The following is a 17,010-nucleotide window of genomic DNA, read 5'->3' on the forward strand; positions in this document are numbered from 1 at the left end:
GGCGAGCTTTGCATCCTTCGCCAGCGGGAGTACCCCGTCGTTCTTGAGGAGCACGATCGAGCGGCCGGCGGCCTCCCGGGCGAGCGCGTGGTGGGCATCGACGTCGAGCGGTCCCTCGACCGTCCCCGCGCCGTCGGTGGCCTTGCGCACGAGGTCGAGCACCCGGCCGGCCGCGACATCCACCACCGACTCGTCCAGCGAGCCGTCGTGCACCGCGGCGACGATCTGCGCGTCGGTCGTGCCGCCGGACGACGGCATCTCGAGGTCCATGCCGGCGGCGAGACCCGGCACGCGCTCGTTGACCGCACCCCAGTCCGACACCACGAGTCCCTCGAAGCCCCACTCGTCGCGCAGCACCTGGGTGAGCAGCCAGGGGTCCTCCGACGCGTAGACGCCGTTGATGCGGTTGTACGAGCACATGACGGTCCAGGGCTGTGCGTCCTCGACGACCCGCTGGAAGCCGCGGAGGTAGATCTCGCGCAGCGGGCGCGGGTCGACGTCCGACGACGACCGCATGCGGTCGTTCTCCTGGTTGTTGGCGGCGAAGTGCTTGAGCGAGGTGCCCACGCCCTTGGACTGGATGCCCCTCACGATCGCGGCGCCCAGCACGCCCGAGACGATCGGGTCCTCCGAGAGGTACTCGAAGTTGCGGCCGCACAGCGGCGACCGCTTGATGTTGATGCCGGGGCCGAGCAGCACCGCGACGTTCTCGATCGAGGTCTCGGTGCCGAGCGCCTCGCCGACGCGGTGGATGAGCTCGACGTCCCACGACGAGCCGAGGCCGACGGCCGGCGGGAAGCAGGTGGCCGGCACGCTGTCGCCGATGCCGAGGTGGTCACCGCCCTCGCGCTGCTTGCGCAGACCGTGCGGGCCGTCGGTGACCATGATCGCGGGCACGCCCACGCGCTCGACGGGCTTGGTGTACCAGAAGCTCGCGCCGCTGGTCAGCGACGCCTTCTCTTCGAGGGTCAGTTCCGTGACATCGGGGATGCTCATGGAGTTCCTTTCATGTGGCTGTCGGATGTCGGAGGTCAGGTCAGCGGACGGCCTTGATCGGCCAGATGGCGAACGCTCCCAGGATGCCGAGGACGCGGTGTCGTCCGACGGTGCTGTCATGAACAGGTCCCTGCTTCGGGTGACGGGGGCTCGACGGTGAGCACGCTCGGCAAAACCATATGTCATTTGGTTTTGAGAAATCAAGCGATATTCGGGTTTACTTCTCCTATGACCGAGAGCGGTACCGGACGACGCGGCTCCTACGCCAAGGGCGTCGCCAAGCGGGAGGAGATCCTCACGCGGGCCCTCGACGTGATCGCCCGCGAGGGCTATCGCGGCGCGTCGGTGAAGGAACTGGCGGATGCCGTCGGCCTCAGCCAGGCCGGACTCCTGCACTACTTCGACAGCAAGGAGGAGCTCTTCACCGAGATCCTCCGCAAGCGCGACGAGATCGACTCCATCGATCAGGGCCTCGGCGTCGATCTCGAGCACGGCGTCCCCCGATCCGAAGACGCCGGGCAGGTCGACATCCGCGCGGGCTATCTCGGCGTCATCAGCCACAACGCCGATGTCCCCGGTCTGGTGAACCTCTTCGCGCGACTGTCGGTCGACGCGGCCGATCCGGCGCACCCCGCGCACCAGTTCTTCCTGGCTCGCGGCGAGAACCTGCGCGGATTCTTCGCGGCGGCGATCGCCGCCCAGCAAGCCGCCGGCAAGCTCGATACCCGCATCGCACCAGAGACTCTCGCCCGCATCTTCCAGGCGGTCGCCGACGGCATGCAGGTGCAGTGGATGCTCGAGCCCGACATCGACATGGCCGCGACCATCGGCGCCCTGTTCGACCTGCTCACCCCGGAGAAGCCATGACCCCCACCCCCTCGCCGGCAGTCTCCGGCGCAGCTCCCTCAGCTTCGTTGCCCGCGAGCCCTGCCACGGCGACGACGCTTTACGCGGAAGCCGACACCGTCGCCGGACGCGTGCGCGGCCTCTGGCGGGGCGAACCCGGATCCGGCGGATCGGCCGCATTCCTCGGCATCCCGTTCGCAAAGCCCCCGGTGGGGGCACTGCGCTTCGAGGCGCCCGTACCGCCCGAGCCATGGGAGGGTGTGCGGGACGCACTCGAGTTCGGTGCGACCGCGCAGCGCGGCGACCCCGGGATCACCCTCATTCCGGAGCCTTCCGTGCCCGGTGACGCGACGCTCAACGTCAATGTGTTCACGCCCGTTCCGGGGGTGGTGGATGCCGCCCTCCCAGTGCTCGTCTGGATCCATGGCGGAGGCTACGTCTCAGGGTCTCCGGCGAGCCCCTGGTACGACGGCCTCGCTTTCAACCGCGACGGCGTCGTCACCGTGACGATCTCGTATCGCCTCGGCTTCGACGGGTTCGGGCACATCGACGGCGCACCGTCGAACCGTGGCGTGCGGGACTGGCTCGCCGCACTGCAATGGGTGCAGGACAACATCGCGAATTTCGGGGGCGATCCGTCGCGCGTCACGATCGCGGGGCAGTCCGCCGGTGGAGGCGCGGTGCTCCGGCTGCTCGCGATGCCCGCTGCGCAGCATCTGTTCCATTCGGTGTGGGCACTGTCTGGCGCGCTGGCGGACGTCTCTTCCGAGCGTGCTCGCACCGCGTCGGCGAGGCTCGCTCGCCTGGCGGGCGTCGCGCCGACGCGCGAGGGCTTCGCCTCCGCACCGGAGGAGAGCCTGCACGCGCTCCAGTCGAAGGCTGTCGAGCCCGAGTCGGCCGATCGCCTCGCCGGCGTGCGAGGGCTGCTGAAGGACGGGCTGTCCTGGGGCCCGGAGATCGATGGGGACCTCATCCTCGAGCCCACGGTCGCCGCGCTGCGCTCCGGCGTGGGGGCCGACAAGCCCCTCGTCCTCGGCACGACGGACGACGAGTTCACGATGGTCCTGGACTCGGCGCAGCGCAAGCTCCGCTTCATCCCCGCGGGCCTCGCGCTCGCGAAACTCCACATACCGCGGGAGCGCCGACGCGCCTATCTCGCCGACAACAGGGCACAGCGCCGCAAGGGGACGGCAGCGGTCCTCGGCCGCTACGTCACCGACGTGGTCTTCCGCTCGACGGTCGTGAGGGTCGCCGACGCGCGGGGAGCCGCCCCGACGTGGGTGTACCGCTTCTCTTGGCCGTCGCCCACGCGGCGGTGGGCGCTGCACTGCCTGGACGTGCCGTTCTGGTTCGACTGCCTCGACGAGCCGCACGTGGCCGCGATCGCCGGCGACGCTCCTCCGCGACGGCTCGCCGCTGCGATCCACGGCGCCGCGGTCGCGCTCGCCCGCGGCGACGGCCCCGGGTGGCGGCCCTGGTCGGACGCGCCCGGGACGACACGCGTGTTCGGTGGGGCGGCATCCGCTCCGGATGTCGTCGCCGACGGCTACCGCAGCGTCCGCTCCCTCGTCTGACCCGCTGACGTCGCCCCGCACCGCGCACGAACTCCGCAGAATCGCGCGAACTTCGCCGCGTTCGAACTCATCGCGGCGTGTCCGGCCTGATTCTGCGGAGTCGGTGCGTCAGGCGAGCGCGCTGATCACCTCGCGCTCGAACAGCTCGATGCCCGATAGGTCGTAGGCGGCCTCGGGGAAGTAGTGGATGGCGTAGCCGATGCCGTGCCGCTCGCGCTCGGCGAGACGCTCGACGACCTGCTCCACGGCGCCGAAGGCGGGCGAGCTGACGTAGTCGTGCTCGATCTGGTCGGCGCGGTCCTGTCCGACGAACGGGAGCAGGCGCGCCTTCACGGCCGCGAGGCGGTCGTGCGCCTCGGCCTCGGTCGCGCCGACGATCGTGTTGAAGTTCGAGCTGCGCGTGATCTCCGAGAAGTCGCGGCCGAGCGCGTCGCAGTGCTCGCGCAGGATCGCGCTCTTGCGGTCGACGTCGTCGAGCGAGCCGGCGAAGTTCGTGTACGACGCGTACTTCGCCGCGATCTTCAGCGTCACCTTCTCGCCGCCGCCAGCGACCCAGAGCGGGATGCCGCCGTCCTGGAGCGGAAGCGGCTGCACGATCGCGCCGTCGACCTGGTAGTGCTTGCCGTCGAGGGTTGCGCGGCCGGTGGTCCAGGCCTGCTGCATGATGTCGACGCCTTCGCGCAGCATCCGCAGCCGCTCCGGAACCGGCGGGAAGCCGTAGCCGTACGCCTCCCACTCGTGCTCGTACCAGCCGCCGCCGATGCCCATCTCGGTGCGGCCGCCCGAGACGATGTCGACGGTCGCGGCGGCCTTCGCGAGGTAGGCCGGGTTGCGGTAGCCCATGCAGGTGCACATCTGGCCGAGACGGATGCAGTGCGTCGACGCCGCGAACGCCGCCATCAGCGTCCATGCCTCGTGCGTCGCCTCCTCGCTCGGCACGGGCGTCGTGTGGAAGTGGTCGTAGACCCACAGCGACTCCCACGCGCCCGCGTCGGCCCGCTGTGCCAGCCCCTTCATCACCTCCCAGTGCTCGGAGGGGTCGATGCCGACCAGATCGAATCGCCAGCCTTGGGGGATGAAGGTACCGAAGCGCATGCCCCCAGCCTAGGGAAGCGTTTGCTCGTGCTCCATGCCCGAAACGCGGGCGTGCGGCATCCGTTCCCGCATGACGGCGATCGCCTCGGGGTTGTGATCGACGAGGACGGCGTCGCGGCCGAGCGCCGACGCCACGGCGCCCGTGGTGCCGCTTCCCGCGAAGAAGTCGAGGACCCGGTCGCCCGGGCGCGACGACGCCTGCACGATCCGTCGCAGGATCCCCTCGGGCTTCTGCGTCGGGTAGCCCGTCTTCTCGCGCCCGGTCGTCGGCACGATGGTGTGCCACCACACGTCGGTCGGGAGCTTGCCGCGCTCGGCCTTCTCGGGTGTGACCAGCCCCGGCGCCATGTAGGGCTCGCGGTCCACGGCATCCGAGTCGAACCAGTACGCCTTCGGATCCTTGACGTACACGAGGATCGTGTCGTGCTTGGTGGGCCAGCGCTTGCGGGTCTTGGCGCCGTAGTCGTAGGCCCAGATGAGCTCATTGAGGAACCGCTCGCGCCCGACGAGCGCGTCCATCAGCACCTTGGCGTAGTGCGCCTCGCGGTAGTCGAGGTGCAGGTAGAGCGTGCCGTCGTCGGCGAGCAGGCGCCACGCCTCGAGCAGCCGCGGCTCGAGGAAGCCCCAGTAGTCGTCGAACCGGTCGTCGTAGGCCCGCAGGTCGCCGCGGATGCGCTCGTACTCGCGACCGTGAAATCCGCGCCGCACGACGCCGGACGCGCCGGCACGGTCCGTCCCGCCGGCACGGTCCGTCCCGCCGAGCCCGCGAGACGACATCGGGTCGCCGAGACCATGGGAATCACCCATCGTCTCGTCCACCCGTTGTTCTCTCACCGAGAGGGAGTCGGCGGGGACGTCGGGAGATGCGGAGGGGGACGGATGCCGCGACCGGGCCGTCTCGATCGAGCGTTCCTGCGGGCGGCCGGTGTTGAACGGCGGGTCGAGGTAGATCAGAGTGAAGGTGGCGTCGGGCAGCCGCCGGATGACCTCGAGGTTGTCACCCTCGTGGATCTCGACGGACCCGGGGGCCGCCGCCGCATCGGACGCCGGCGTGGAGCCGGGGGCCGCTGCGCGGCCGCGCGGCGCGGCGTCCGTTCCTCCCGCAGCCGAGCTCACGCGCCCCCGCCCGTCACGGGACCCGGCGCAGCCACGCGTCGGTCGCGAACTTGGACTCCACGAGCGCCTCGGCCTCGGCGTACTCGTCATCGGTGATGTGACCGGGGACGGCGCCGTAGAGGTTCGTGAACGTCTCCTCGAGCTTGGCGATGATGGCCTCCCGGGGCAGGCCCGTCTGGCGGCGCAGCGGGTCCACGCGCTTGGCCGCCGACGTCGTGCCCTTGTCGCTGAGCTTCTCGCGGCCGATGCGCAGCACCTCGGTCATGACCTCGCCGTCCATGTCGTAGCTGAGGGTCGCGTGGTGCAGCACTCCCCCGTTGGCGAGGCGCTTCTGCGCGGCGCCGCCGATCTTGCCCTGCGGTGAGGCGATGTCGTTGAGCGGCTGGTAGGTGGCGTCGATGCCGAGGGCCCGCAGCGCCTGCAGCACCCAGTCGTCGAGGAACGCGTAGGAGTCCGCGAACGTCAGTCCGGCGACCAGGGACGCCGGCACGTACAGCGAGTACGTGACGATCGAGTTGGCCCCCATCAGCATCGCGCCCCCACCCGAGATGCGGCGCACGACGTCGAAGCCGTGCTGAGCGGCCCCTTCGGGGTCGACCTCGTTGCGCAGCGACTGGAACGAGCCGATCACGACGGCGTTCTCGTCCCACTCCCAGATGCGCAGCGTGGGGCGCCGTCGGCCGTCGCCGACGCGGCCGGTGAGCACCTCGTCGAGGGCGAGGTTCATGCGCGGCGAGACCGGCTTGTCGTGGACGATCTCCCAGTCGAAGTCGCGCCAGCCGGGCGCGGTGACGAGGGCACGGCGCACGGCGGTGCCGACCGCTTCGGGCGTGAAGCCCAGCAGCTGCGCCCCGCTCGGCAGCGCGGAGCGCACGGCAGCGGCGATGGCCGCGACATCCGCCTCGATCGGCAGTCCGTTCACCGCGGCGTCGATGTCGTCGAGCGCGTCGTCCGGCTCGAGGAAGAAGTCGCCCGCGAGGTGGAAGTCCGCGATGCGGCCGTCGCGCTCCTCGAGGTCGACGACGACGAGCTTTCCGCCGGGGACCTTGTATTCGCCGTGCATGCGTTCAGCCTATTGCCCGGGGTCCGTGGGCCGGTGAGCGGGTGCCGCCCTCCGGATGCGCGCGCCCCGGCGCGTTTCGTCTCGCTCGTTCCTCGCTCGCTCAACGACCGAGAGGAAGTCCCGGTCGTTGAGCGAGGGAGCGCCAGCGACCGAGACGAAACGCCTCGAGGACCGGCGACCGTCCGCCGGCTCAGTTGATGCCGGGGATGACGAGCCAGCGGTTGACGAGCACGATCCACAGCGCGATGACGGCGAGCGCCGCGATCGCGATGCCCACGCCCTGGCCTCCGCGGACGATGAGCCCGACGACGATGACGATCAGGGTCGCGATGGCGAGCACCAGCGACCCGAACGGGATGCCGGGGAGGAACAGCGACAGGATGAACAGTGCGGCCACGACGATCTCGATGATGCCGACGAGGGTGTTGCCCTTGCCGCGGACGCGCAGGATGCCGTCGACGAGGGCGAGCACGCCGCCGACGAGCGCGATGAGCAGGAGCCAGCTGAGGGTGATCAAGGCGGGGGGAACCTTTCGCGAGGAGATGCCCCGACGGGTGCCGGGGCGCGGTCAGCCTACCGACGCGCGCGACCGCGCCCGCGAAACGGCCGGGGTCTGGACGCGGCGCCTGCGCGACTGGTAAGAGGCGGCGGCGAGGAGGGCGAGGCATCCGTCACCGCCGCCTCTTACGAGGTCGGCGTGCGCGTCGCTACGACGTGCAGGCGCGGCCGTCGAGAAGGAACTGCCACGGCGTGCTGGCGGCGCCCTTCGCGTGGATCACCGTGTCGGGCGCATTGCCCGCCTTCTTGGTCGCGCCGCTGACGGTCACGATGCCGTCGGCCTGAACGACGGCGGCGCGCGTGGCCTTGGTCACGGTCTGCCCGTCCGGGACGGCGAACGCGAGCGTCCAGCGGTCGGCGACGGCACCCGAGAGGCGCACGGTCGCCGCGAACGAGCCCTCGTCGGCATCGACCGCCCACGCGACGTGGCAGTCGAGCGGTGCGATCGGCGGGTCCGCGAGAGCGATGAGCTCGCGCGCCTGCTCCACGAACCACTGACCGGCGGCGGGGTCCTCGATGCCGCGCTCCGGGTCGAGCGGGCCGGCGGTTCCGCGGTAGCACTTGCCGTCGGACTCGCCCGGGACCTTGATCCACAGGTACGCGTCGACGAGCGGCACGTCGGTCGTCGTGTCGGGGCGGGTGCCTAGGCCGCGATCCGGCGGGTTGCACCAGTCTTCGTGCGTGTCGCCGTACCGGCCTTCGTGGTTCCAGGGGCCGAGGCCGTTGCGGCTGGTGTCGATCACGAAGTGCGTGGTGGCCTCGACATCGCCGAGGATCGCCGCGTAGCGCGAGTCGACGCCGCTGGTGTTGAGCGCCGGGTCAGCGGCATCCGCGCTCCATTCGCCGTACGGCGACATGCCCACACCTTGCCAATCGGTCGCCGGGCCGCCGTTCCAGTACTGGTTGCCGCACGAGCCGAAGTCGCCCGGGTTGACCTGCGTGGCGTAGGCGATGCACTGCGACACCCAGGTGCCGTACGCGGTGTTGTTCGCCGTGAACTGGTAGTTGGACGCGTTGAGGAAGAACCCGTCTGCGTCCTGCACGCCGGCCTTGATCAGACGGTCCGAGATCTCGCCGACGTTGAGCCAGGCCGAGCTGGTGCCGTCGAGATACACGGATGCTTCCGGCAGGGCGACGATCGCATCCACGGCGTGGTTGAGCTGGGCGAAGCGATCCGTCGCGGCGGTCTCGGCCGGCACCTCAGAGGGCTGGCACCACTCGTGCTGGCCGTCGAGCGTGACGTAGTGGGGGATGATGCCGAGTCCGTCGGGCTCGAGGATCACCGTGGCCGCCCGGTCGCCGATGCCGGCTGCGAACCCGTCGATCCAGGCAGCATACGCTGCGGTGTCGGCCGCTCCTCCTGCCGAGTACTGCGCGCAGTCGCGGAACGGCAGGTTGTACGCCACGAGCACCGGCATGCGCCCCTGCGCGGCGGCGGCGGTGACGACGTCGTCCACCGCCGCCTCCACCTCGGCGGGCGTGCCCGAGGTGAACCAGTCGGCCGAGGCGATCGAGCCCAGCAGCTGGGCGTCGTCCCGCGCCTGGCCGGTGAGCGACTGCGCCGCCTCGAGGGTCGTGCTCCACGGGTTGACGTAGAGCTCGGAGCCCGCGAGGCCGGAGTCCGCGTCGGACTCCTCCGCGGCGGCGGCACCGGTGCTCAAGGGGACGGCCAGTCCGATCGCGAGCGCCGCGACGGCGCCCAAAGCCCAGGTGCGGCCCCGGGAGCGCGGGAGGAGACGGGCGGGGTGAGGGGTCATGGAATTCTCCTGGGTCGTCGTCGACCGCCGGGCGTCCTCGCCCGGGGAGCGGCACCGTGCGAACGGCGACCCTCGGCGGCGTCGGCGCGGCAGAGGGCGTGGGAGCGCTCCCACGGTGATCACTGCGGCCAGGATGGCGCATGCGGCGCGCGGCGTCAACGACTCAGCGCCGCGACCCGGGGGGGCGAGAGTCAGCCTCGGGCGGGCATTCGCCGGTCGAGCCAGGCGAGGAGGTCGGCGCGGACATCCTGCTGCACGAGCTCGTTGAAGATCTCGTGGCGGGCACCCGGGTAGACGAGCGTCGTCACGTCGGTGAACCCCGAGCGCGTGCGATAGGCGTCGGCGAGGCGGTGGACGCTCCGCGGGCCACCCACGGTGTCGTCCCTGCCGACCATGAGGAGCGTCGGGATGTCGCGGCCGAGGTTCTTGCGCGGCAGACCGTACATGCGGAGGGAGTCCAGCACGCCGATCAGCTTGATGGGGTCTTCACTGGTGGTGAGGGGATCGTCCAGGAAGGCCCGCCCCACCGACAGATCGCTCGAGAGCCACTCGGTGCCCATCGCGTCGGGACCGTCCCAGGGCTTGTTCAGTCCGCTGGTGTGGATGGAACCCGGCATGCGCAGCGCCGAGCCGGTCAGGATGAGTCCGTCGTACGCCTCGGGGTGCCTGTTCACCAGCATCTGAGCGAGCACGGAGCCGCCGGAGTGCCCCAGCAGCACGAGCGGCAGGTCGGCGTTCTCGGCGCGGATCCGCTCGGTGAACTGCCACATCGCAGCAAGCGCTGCCCGCAGGCCGCCGGGGCCGAGGTGGCCGAGAAGGGCGACGTCGCCGCCGTGCTGGGTCATGCCGGTGCGACCGTGACCGCGATGGTCGGCCGCCCACACCGTGTAGCCGTGCGAGGTGAGAGCTTCGATCAGCACGGCGTACCGCCCCGCGTGCTCGCCGACGCCGTGCAGCAGCTGCACGACCGCCCGCGGTTCGGTCTTCGCCGGATGGACGTCGAAGAAGATCGTGATGCCGTGCGCATCGATGAACTCGGGCATGCGCAGAAGTCTAGGTGCGGGTTGCGGCTGCCCCGCGCACGGACCCGGGCGCGGCATCCGTCCACTTTCCTTAGCAAGGCTAATGAGCTAGGCTAAGTAATCGCATGAGCAGCAACGTGATCCCCATCCCCGAGACCGGCACCGACCCGGGCGAGCAGCCCGACCTCTCCTCCGCGGCATCGCGGCTGCGCATCGCGACGTTCCGCCTCGCCCGGCGCATGCGCACGCAGCGCGCGGTCGACTCGATGAGCGACGGGCAGTTCGCGGTGCTCGCGGCGCTCCGCGTGCACGGCGCGCACACCCTCGGCGAGCTCGCCGAGCGCGAGCGGGTGTCGGCCCCGTCGATGAACCGCACCGTCAACTGCCTGCAGGAGTCGGGCTACATCGTGCGGGGGGCCGACGAGAGCGACGGCCGCAAGGTCGTCATCTCGCTCACGCCCGAGGGCGAAGCCGTCGTCGAAGAGACGGCGCGGCGCCGCGACGCATGGGTGGAGTCGTCGCTCGCCGAGCTGACGCCGGCCGAGCGCGAGACGCTCGCCGCCGCCGCCGAGATCATGGCCCGGATGGTCGCCCGATGAGCGCGATGTTCCGGTCGTTCTCGGCCTTCAACTATCGCGTCTGGTTCATCGGTGCCCTGGTGTCGAACATCGGCGCCTGGATGCAGTCGACGGCGATCAGCTGGGTGGTGCTCACGGAGCTCACCGAGAACGACGCCGCGGCGATGGGCGTCACGATGGCCCTGCAGTTCGCCCCGCCCCTGCTCCTCGTCGGCGTCACCGGTCTGGTCGCGGACCGCTTCGACCGCCGCAAGCTGCTGCTCGTCACCCAGAGCCTCCTGCTGCTCCTCGGCGTCGCCATCGGCGTGCTGATCTTCGCCGGCGCGATGACCCTGCCGATCATGTACGCGTTCGCGCTCGCGCTGGGGGTGGTCGCCGCGTTCGACAACCCGGCACGCCAGGCGTTCGTCTCCGACCTCGTCGCGCGCGAGAACGCGTCGAACGCGGTCGCGCTCAATGCCGCGTCGTTCAACGGCGCCCGCATGATCGGCCCCGCGGTTGCGGGCATCGTCATCGTCGCCATCGGCACGGGCTGGGTGTTCGTGGCGAACGCGGTCACCTTCCTCGCGATGCTCGCGGCACTCCTGCTGATCCGCACCCACGAGCTGGTGCCGCGCGTCAAGGCGCCGCAGTCGTCGCGCCTCGCGGACGGCTTCCGCTACGTCGCCGGGCGGCCCGACCTCATCGTGACGTTCGCCATGGTGTTCCTCATCGGCGCGTTCGGCATGAACTTCCCCATCCTCGCGTCGACCATGGCGGTCGAGTTCGGCAAGGAGGCCGACGGGTTCGGCCTGCTCAGCTCGATCCTGGCGATCGGCTCGGTCGCCGGCGCGCTGCTGGCGGCCCGCCGAGATCGCGCCCGGCTGCGCGTGCTCATCGTCGGCACCGCGATGTTCGGGGTCGCCGCGCTCGTGTCGGCATTCATGCCGACGTACTGGCTGTACGCCGTGACGCTGATGTTCACCGGGTTCGCGGTGGTCACGATGATGACCACGGCGAACGGGTACGTGCAGACCACGACCGAACCGGTGCTGCGCGGCCGCGTGCTGGCCCTGTACATGGCGATCCTCATGGGCGGCACTCCGATCGGCGCGCCGATCGTCGGCTGGGTCGCGTCCGAGTTCGGTCCGCGCAGCGCGATCCTCGTGGGCGCGGTCGCCGCCTTCGTCGCCTTCGCGATCGGCGCGACGTGGCTGCTCGTCTCCGGCCGGCTGCACCGCCACGAGCGCAAGCGGTTCCGCCTCACGCTCGACGAGACGCGTCCGCTCACGGTCGTCGCTCCCGAGGAGTTCAGCGACGAGGTGGCCGGCACCACCCCCATCCCGCTGTCCCGCGAGGAAGACGACGAGCTGCCCGTGCGCAGGCGCGCCGCGAGCTGACGAGACCTCCTCCGCCCGGCGGTTCGTTGAGGGCTGGGAATGTTCAGGCCGGCGCCTGAACGGCGGCGGGCACGATCGTGAGGGGCACGACTGCCGGGGCGAGGCCGTCTGCGGTCACCGTCACCGTCGCCCCTCCGGCACCCGTCGGCCGCACGATCGCGAGCGCGCGGCCCTCGAAGGTCGTGACGGACGGACCGGCGAAGGACTCCTCGGTGCGGATGCGGCCGGTGCCGAGCCCCACGAGCTCGGCATCGCCCTCGACCGTCACCGTCACCGTCACCAGACGGTCGGCGTCCGAGGCGACCACGCCGTCCGCATCGGCCAGCGTGATCGCAACGAAGCCGAGCCCCACGGCGGTGATCTCGGACTGCTCGGCGGATGCCGTGAGCCCGGGCTCTCCTGCGGTGCGCAGCGCCGTACGACCGATCTCCCGACCCCGGCTGCGGGCGATCGCGACGAGCTCGCCGGGCCGGTACTCGGTCTCGAACCGTGCGCGGAACGCCTTCTCGACCCCGACCGTCGCCACGCCGAGCGAAACGCCGTCGCGGAGCAGCTCGACCTCCTCGGCGGGCGCATAGACGTCGACCGTGACGGGGGCGCCGGGCTCGGCATCCCACGTCCACGACGAGATCGAGTCGTCCCACGACCACGGCGTCGTCGCGGTCGGGCGGCCATGATGTCGCGGTGGATGCACCGTCAGATACGGCTCGGTCCGCAGCCCGAACACGATCTCGCGGTAGTACGACACCGGGCGGCGGCGCCCGGTGATGTCGATGTCGCCGCAGCCGGCGAGCAGGTGCGGGTACGGGCCCGCCGTGCCGGTCGGCTCGTAGCCCGGCTCGTCGGTGTAGTCGACGCGGCCGATGCCGGCCTCGCCGAGGTAGTCCCAGCCGGTCCACGTGAAGTCGCCGATGACATGGTCGAGGCGCCCGACGAGCTCCCACATCTTCTCGATGCGCGACGGGAAGGTCTCGGAACCCACGATGACGCGGTTCGGGAACAGCCCCCGATCGAGCTCGTAGCGCGACTCGGCGTAGTTGAAACCCACGACGTCGAGCACCGACGCCGATTCCTCGGTCGACTGCGTCACGAGTTCCGACGCATTGGCCGCGGCCATCATGTCGCCCATCGCCGCCATCATCGTGTTCGGGTCGGAGGCGTCGGCGCCGCCCGCATCGCCGGGCGCGGCATCCGTCGCCATGCGGTCGAGATTCGCGATGATGCCGTTGATGCCGTTCGTCACCAGGCGGGTGTCGTCCAGGTCGCGGATCGCCTCGGCCAGGCGCCGGCTCCACGCGGATCCGGCCGGCGTCGCGAGCTCGAGGATCTCATTCCCGATCGAGTACATGATGACGCTCGGGTGGTTGAGGTCCTTGGCGACGAGGGCGTCGACGTCGTGACGCCACCGTGCGGCGAAGCCCGGAGCCGCGTCGAAGGCGACCTTCGAGCGGGTCCAGGTGTCGGTCAGCTCGTCCATCACGAGCATGCCGTGCCGGTCGCACGCGTCGAGCATCGCGCGGCTCATGGGATTGTGGGCGCTCCTCAGCGCGTTGAATCCCGCCGCCTTCAGCAGCCGCACCCGTCGGTCCTCGGCGTCGGCGAAAGTCGCCGCCCCGAGCGGCCCGCTGTCGTGGTGCACGCACGCCCCCCGCAGCTTCACGGTCTCGCCGTTGATCCGAAGTCCGCGCCGCGCGTCGACCTGCAGACGACGGATGCCGAAGGTCGTGGCATCCGTGTCGATCACGCGTCCGTCCTCCTCGGCCAGGGTCGTCCGCACGCGATAGAGCGACGGCGTCGTGTCGCTCCAGAGCGCCGGGTGGTCGACGGCGAGGCGCACCCGCGCCACGGCGTCGGAGCCCGGGAGCACCGTCACCGGCGCCGTGCCCGACGCGACGTCGGAGCCGTCCGGCGCCGACACCGCCCACGTGAGGCGCAGCGTGCGGGTGTGCCGGGAGCCGTTGCGGACCGTCGTCGCGATGCTCGCGATCGCCCGGGCGGCGTCGATGTCGGGCGTCGTCACCCGCGTGCCGTCGAGCGGGATGTGCAGCGGATCGGCGACCACGAGGTGCACCGGCCGATAGATGCCGGCTCCGGAATACCACCGGCTGTCGCGGTGCGCGCGAGCCTCGACGGTGATCCGGTTGGGCTGCCCGTACCGCAGGTAGGGGTCGAGCACGGCCTCGAACGCGTTGTACCCGTTGGGCTCCTGCACGACCGCGTCACCGTTGAGGAAGACGACGGCGTCGCGGTACACGCCCTCGAACTCGAGTCGCACGGTCTTGTCGCGCCACGCGACCGGCACGTCGAACGTCTTGGCGTACTCGAACACTCCGCCGGGAACGTAGCCCGTGTGCACGCCCTGATCGCTGTCGGCGGAGCGGAGCAGGTCGCGGACCGCGTCGTGCGGCAGGCGCACCGTGCGGGGCGCCGACTCGGGAGTCGGCGCTTCGAAGGCTCCGAGCTTGGGGCCGACCGTCCAGCCGTTGAGGAAGGGCTCGCGGATCACGCCTCTGCTCCCTCGGCCGCTGCGCCGGTCGCCGGGATGACGGCACCGCTGGTCTCGACGGCGTCGAGGGATGCCGCATCCGCCGACCGGGCGTCGAGCACCTGCTCGAGGCCGGCGAGGTCGTAGCCGATGATCATGCTGCGGAACGCCTCGGCGAGCGCCTCCGCCATGTCGGTGGACCCGGGATCGAGCAGCCACTGCACCTGGAGCCCGTCCATGAGGGCGATGGTGGCGACAGCGGCGCGGCCCGGGTCGACGCCCGGGTTGAGGCGACCCGCTTCGGCGACGCGCGCGAATGACGCGCTGACACTCTCGCGCACGGACTCGTAGCGGTTCACGAAGTAGGCGTGCGCCGGGTGCGCCGGCGACGTCGCCTCGGCGGACAGTGTGCAGTACAGCTCGACGACCCCCGGGATCGACGCGTTGTGCTCGGCGAGCTTGACCAGGCCGCGGAGGGCCTCGATGCCGTCGGGCAGATCGAAGTCGACGAGCGCGCGTGCCAGCGCATCGCGGTGATCGAGCACGGCCATCAGCAGCGCGCTCTTGCTCCGGAAGTGGTGCAGCAGCCCCGCTTCGCTCATGCCGACGCGTTCAGCCACCTCCCGCAGCGAGCCGGCGCGGTAGCCGGACTCGGCGAACACCTCGAGGGCCGCGTCCAGGATCGCCGTGCGGGTCGCGGCGGATTTCGCATACTCGCCGCGGGGCTTGCGCATCCTCGTGGGAGCGGTCCCCTCGCGCTTCGCGGCGGAGGTCGTCTCGGTCATCGTCTCACCGTATCCCCGGGTCGTCTCGCGCGCCTCCATCGGTGCCCGCCGGGGTCCTTCCCCTCCGTTGTATTACGAATTCCTAGTACCCGCTAGCTTTTTGTGCCAAAAACCTAGCGCTCGCTCGATATTGCTGTTAGCGTCTCCCGGCAGTAGGCGATCCGCAGGGGCATCGCCACAGATGAAGGGACCAAGGATGTTCCGTTGGAAGGCCACAGCAGCCACCATCGCGATCGCCGCGATCGCCCTCACCGGCTGCGCCGGTGGCGGGGACGACTCCGGCACGAGCGATTCCGGCCGAGCCGACCGGCTCACCCTCACCGCCATCATCGGCCCGACGAGCTACGACATCGGTCAGGGCGCCGAGTACGGCAACCGCAGCCCGTTCTTCCAGGCGGTGTTCGACACGCTGCTGCAGAAGAACGGCGAGGGTGAGATCGAGCCCTGGCTCGCCACCGACTGGGAGTACAACGAAGACAACACGGTGCTCACGCTGACGCTCCGCGACGACGTCGAGTTCACCGACGGCACTCCGCTCGATGCCGAGGCCGTGGTCGGAAGTCTCGAGCGCTTCCGCGACGGCACCGCGCCGCAGGCAGCGACGCTCGCCGGCAAGGAGTTCGCCGCGAGCGACGCCACCACCGTGACGATCACCCAGCCCGCGCCCGACCCGTCGCTGGTCAACCTGCTGTCGATCGCACCGGGACTGATCCAGGCGCCCTCGACGTTCGACGACCCCGACTCGGCGACCGAGCCGATCGGCTCCGGCCCCTACGTGCTCGACACCGCCGCCAGCGTCACCGGCACCACGTACGTCTACACGGCCAACCCCGACTACTGGAACCCGGATGTGGTCAAGTACGACAACCTGACGATCAACGTCATCGAAGACCCCACCGCCACCCTGAACGCCCTCAAGGCGGGCGAGGCCAACGGCGCGAAGATCGTGAACAACGACACGATCCCCGAGATCGAGGCATCGGGCTGGACCATCGAGGCCAACGAGCTCGACTTCCAGGGCCTCCTGCTGTTCGACCGGGCCGGCACGATGGCGCCCGAGCTGGCCGACGTCAACGTCCGCAAGGCGATCAACATGGCGTTCGACCGCGAGGCGCTCCTCGAGGCGCTGCAGGCGGGCTACGGCACGGTGACCGAGCAGGTCTTCCCGACGACGTCGGTCGGCTACGACGAGGCGCTCGACAGCACGTACGAGTACGACCCCGACGGTGCCAAGGACCTTCTCGCCGAAGCCGGATACCCGGACGGCTTCACGCTCAACATGATGTCGACCCCCGCCTTCCAGACCACGTTCGACCTCGTCGCGCAGCAGCTCGCCGACATCGGGATCACGGTGAACTTCACCGACCCCGGCACCGGCAACTTCATCACCGACATGCTCGCGCCGAAGTACCCGGCGACGTGGATGGCGCTGGAGCAGAACCCCGACTGGCAGCTGATCAACTTCATGATCGCGCCCGACGCGACCTTCAACCCGTTCCACTCGCAGGACCCGCAGGTGGACGAGTACATCAGCACCATCCAGAACGGCACGCAGGAGGAGGCCGACCAGGCGACGAAGGATCTGAACGCCTGGATCGTCGAGAACGCCTGGTTCGCCCCGTTCTTCCGGGTGCAGGGCACCTACGCGGTCGACGCGAACACGGACCTCGAGTTCTGGCCGTCGAACGCCTACCCCTCGATCTTCGGATTCTCGCCGAAGAACTGAGTCCTCGCCCCGCCCGCGCGTCGCGCGCGG

At 70.5% G+C, this 17,010-nt stretch carries 14 protein-coding genes; 5 read left to right on the forward strand and 9 right to left on the reverse strand.

The features are described from left to right. A partial coding sequence (locus VIP82_RS11985) for a glycoside hydrolase family 3 N-terminal domain-containing protein (RefSeq protein WP_331908836.1) occupies nucleotides 1-996 on the reverse strand: 996 nt, incomplete at its 3' end. A 228-nt stretch (nucleotides 997-1,224) separates the two neighbouring features. Between VIP82_RS11985 and VIP82_RS11990 the strand changes: the two genes are divergently transcribed. Both VIP82_RS11990 and VIP82_RS11995 read left to right on the forward strand, forming a co-directional pair. Next, a complete protein-coding gene (locus VIP82_RS11990; RefSeq protein WP_331908838.1) occupies nucleotides 1,225-1,863 on the forward strand; it encodes a TetR/AcrR family transcriptional regulator in 639 nt (212 codons plus the stop codon). Then, a complete protein-coding gene (locus VIP82_RS11995; protein WP_331908840.1) occupies nucleotides 1,860-3,416 on the forward strand; it encodes a carboxylesterase/lipase family protein in 1,557 nt (518 codons plus the stop codon). Before VIP82_RS11990 ends, VIP82_RS11995 begins: the two co-directional genes overlap by 4 nt. Nucleotides 3,417-3,524: 108 nt before the next feature. On the opposite strand, the gene VIP82_RS12000 is transcribed toward VIP82_RS11995, so the two are convergent. From VIP82_RS12000 to VIP82_RS12025, 6 genes are all read right to left on the reverse strand, one after another. Beyond that, nucleotides 3,525-4,511, reverse strand: coding sequence for an LLM class F420-dependent oxidoreductase (locus VIP82_RS12000; protein ID WP_331908842.1), 987 nt, complete (start codon nucleotides 4,509-4,511; stop codon nucleotides 3,525-3,527). A 9-nt stretch (nucleotides 4,512-4,520) separates the two neighbouring features. Continuing rightward, complete coding sequence (locus VIP82_RS12005; protein WP_414684665.1) at nucleotides 4,521-5,627, reverse strand: DNA-methyltransferase; 1,107 nt, start codon at nucleotides 5,625-5,627, stop codon at nucleotides 4,521-4,523. A 13-nt stretch (nucleotides 5,628-5,640) separates the two neighbouring features. Next, nucleotides 5,641-6,690, reverse strand: coding sequence for a lipoate-protein ligase LplAB (gene lplAB / locus VIP82_RS12010; RefSeq protein WP_331908844.1), 1,050 nt, complete (start codon nucleotides 6,688-6,690; stop codon nucleotides 5,641-5,643). A gap of 190 nt (nucleotides 6,691-6,880) precedes the next feature. After that, nucleotides 6,881-7,207, reverse strand: a complete 327-nt coding sequence (locus VIP82_RS12015) for a hypothetical protein (RefSeq protein WP_331908846.1) — start codon at nucleotides 7,205-7,207, stop codon at nucleotides 6,881-6,883. 190 nt (nucleotides 7,208-7,397) lie between these two features. After that, nucleotides 7,398-9,005 (reverse strand): glycoside hydrolase family 6 protein, encoded by a 1,608-nt coding sequence (locus VIP82_RS12020; protein ID WP_331908848.1) that lies wholly within the window; start codon nucleotides 9,003-9,005, stop codon nucleotides 7,398-7,400. A 191-nt stretch (nucleotides 9,006-9,196) separates the two neighbouring features. Then, nucleotides 9,197-10,048: an alpha/beta hydrolase gene (locus VIP82_RS12025; protein ID WP_331908850.1), complete on the reverse strand. Its 852-nt coding sequence runs from the start codon at nucleotides 10,046-10,048 to the stop codon at nucleotides 9,197-9,199. Nucleotides 10,049-10,152: 104 nt separating this feature from the next. Between VIP82_RS12025 and VIP82_RS12030 the strand changes: the two genes are divergently transcribed. Both VIP82_RS12030 and VIP82_RS12035 read left to right on the forward strand, forming a co-directional pair. After that, nucleotides 10,153-10,626 (forward strand): MarR family winged helix-turn-helix transcriptional regulator, encoded by a 474-nt coding sequence (locus VIP82_RS12030; protein ID WP_331908852.1) that lies wholly within the window; start codon nucleotides 10,153-10,155, stop codon nucleotides 10,624-10,626. Next, nucleotides 10,623-11,984: an MFS transporter gene (locus VIP82_RS12035; RefSeq protein WP_331908854.1), complete on the forward strand. Its 1,362-nt coding sequence runs from the start codon at nucleotides 10,623-10,625 to the stop codon at nucleotides 11,982-11,984. The genes VIP82_RS12030 and VIP82_RS12035 overlap by 4 nt, the downstream gene beginning before the upstream one ends. Before the next feature lie 43 nt (nucleotides 11,985-12,027). Here the strand turns inward: VIP82_RS12035 and VIP82_RS12040 are convergent, their stop codons facing one another. Both VIP82_RS12040 and VIP82_RS12045 read right to left on the reverse strand, forming a co-directional pair. Further along, a complete protein-coding gene (locus VIP82_RS12040) occupies nucleotides 12,028-14,490 on the reverse strand; it encodes a glycoside hydrolase family 2 TIM barrel-domain containing protein (RefSeq protein ID WP_331908856.1) in 2,463 nt (820 codons plus the stop codon). After that, nucleotides 14,487-15,254 carry a TetR/AcrR family transcriptional regulator gene (locus VIP82_RS12045; protein ID WP_331908858.1) on the reverse strand — a complete coding sequence of 256 codons (768 nt, stop codon included), beginning with the start codon at nucleotides 15,252-15,254 and terminating at the stop codon, nucleotides 14,487-14,489. The genes VIP82_RS12040 and VIP82_RS12045 overlap by 4 nt, the downstream gene beginning before the upstream one ends. Nucleotides 15,255-15,450: 196 nt before the next feature. Between VIP82_RS12045 and VIP82_RS12050 the strand changes: the two genes are divergently transcribed. Beyond that, nucleotides 15,451-16,980: an ABC transporter substrate-binding protein gene (locus VIP82_RS12050; protein WP_331908860.1), complete on the forward strand. Its 1,530-nt coding sequence runs from the start codon at nucleotides 15,451-15,453 to the stop codon at nucleotides 16,978-16,980. The last annotated feature ends 30 nt before the right edge of the window (nucleotides 16,981-17,010 follow it).

Source organism: Microbacterium sp., from assembly GCF_036566905.1.
GTDB lineage: Bacteria > Actinomycetota > Actinomycetes > Actinomycetales > Microbacteriaceae > Microbacterium.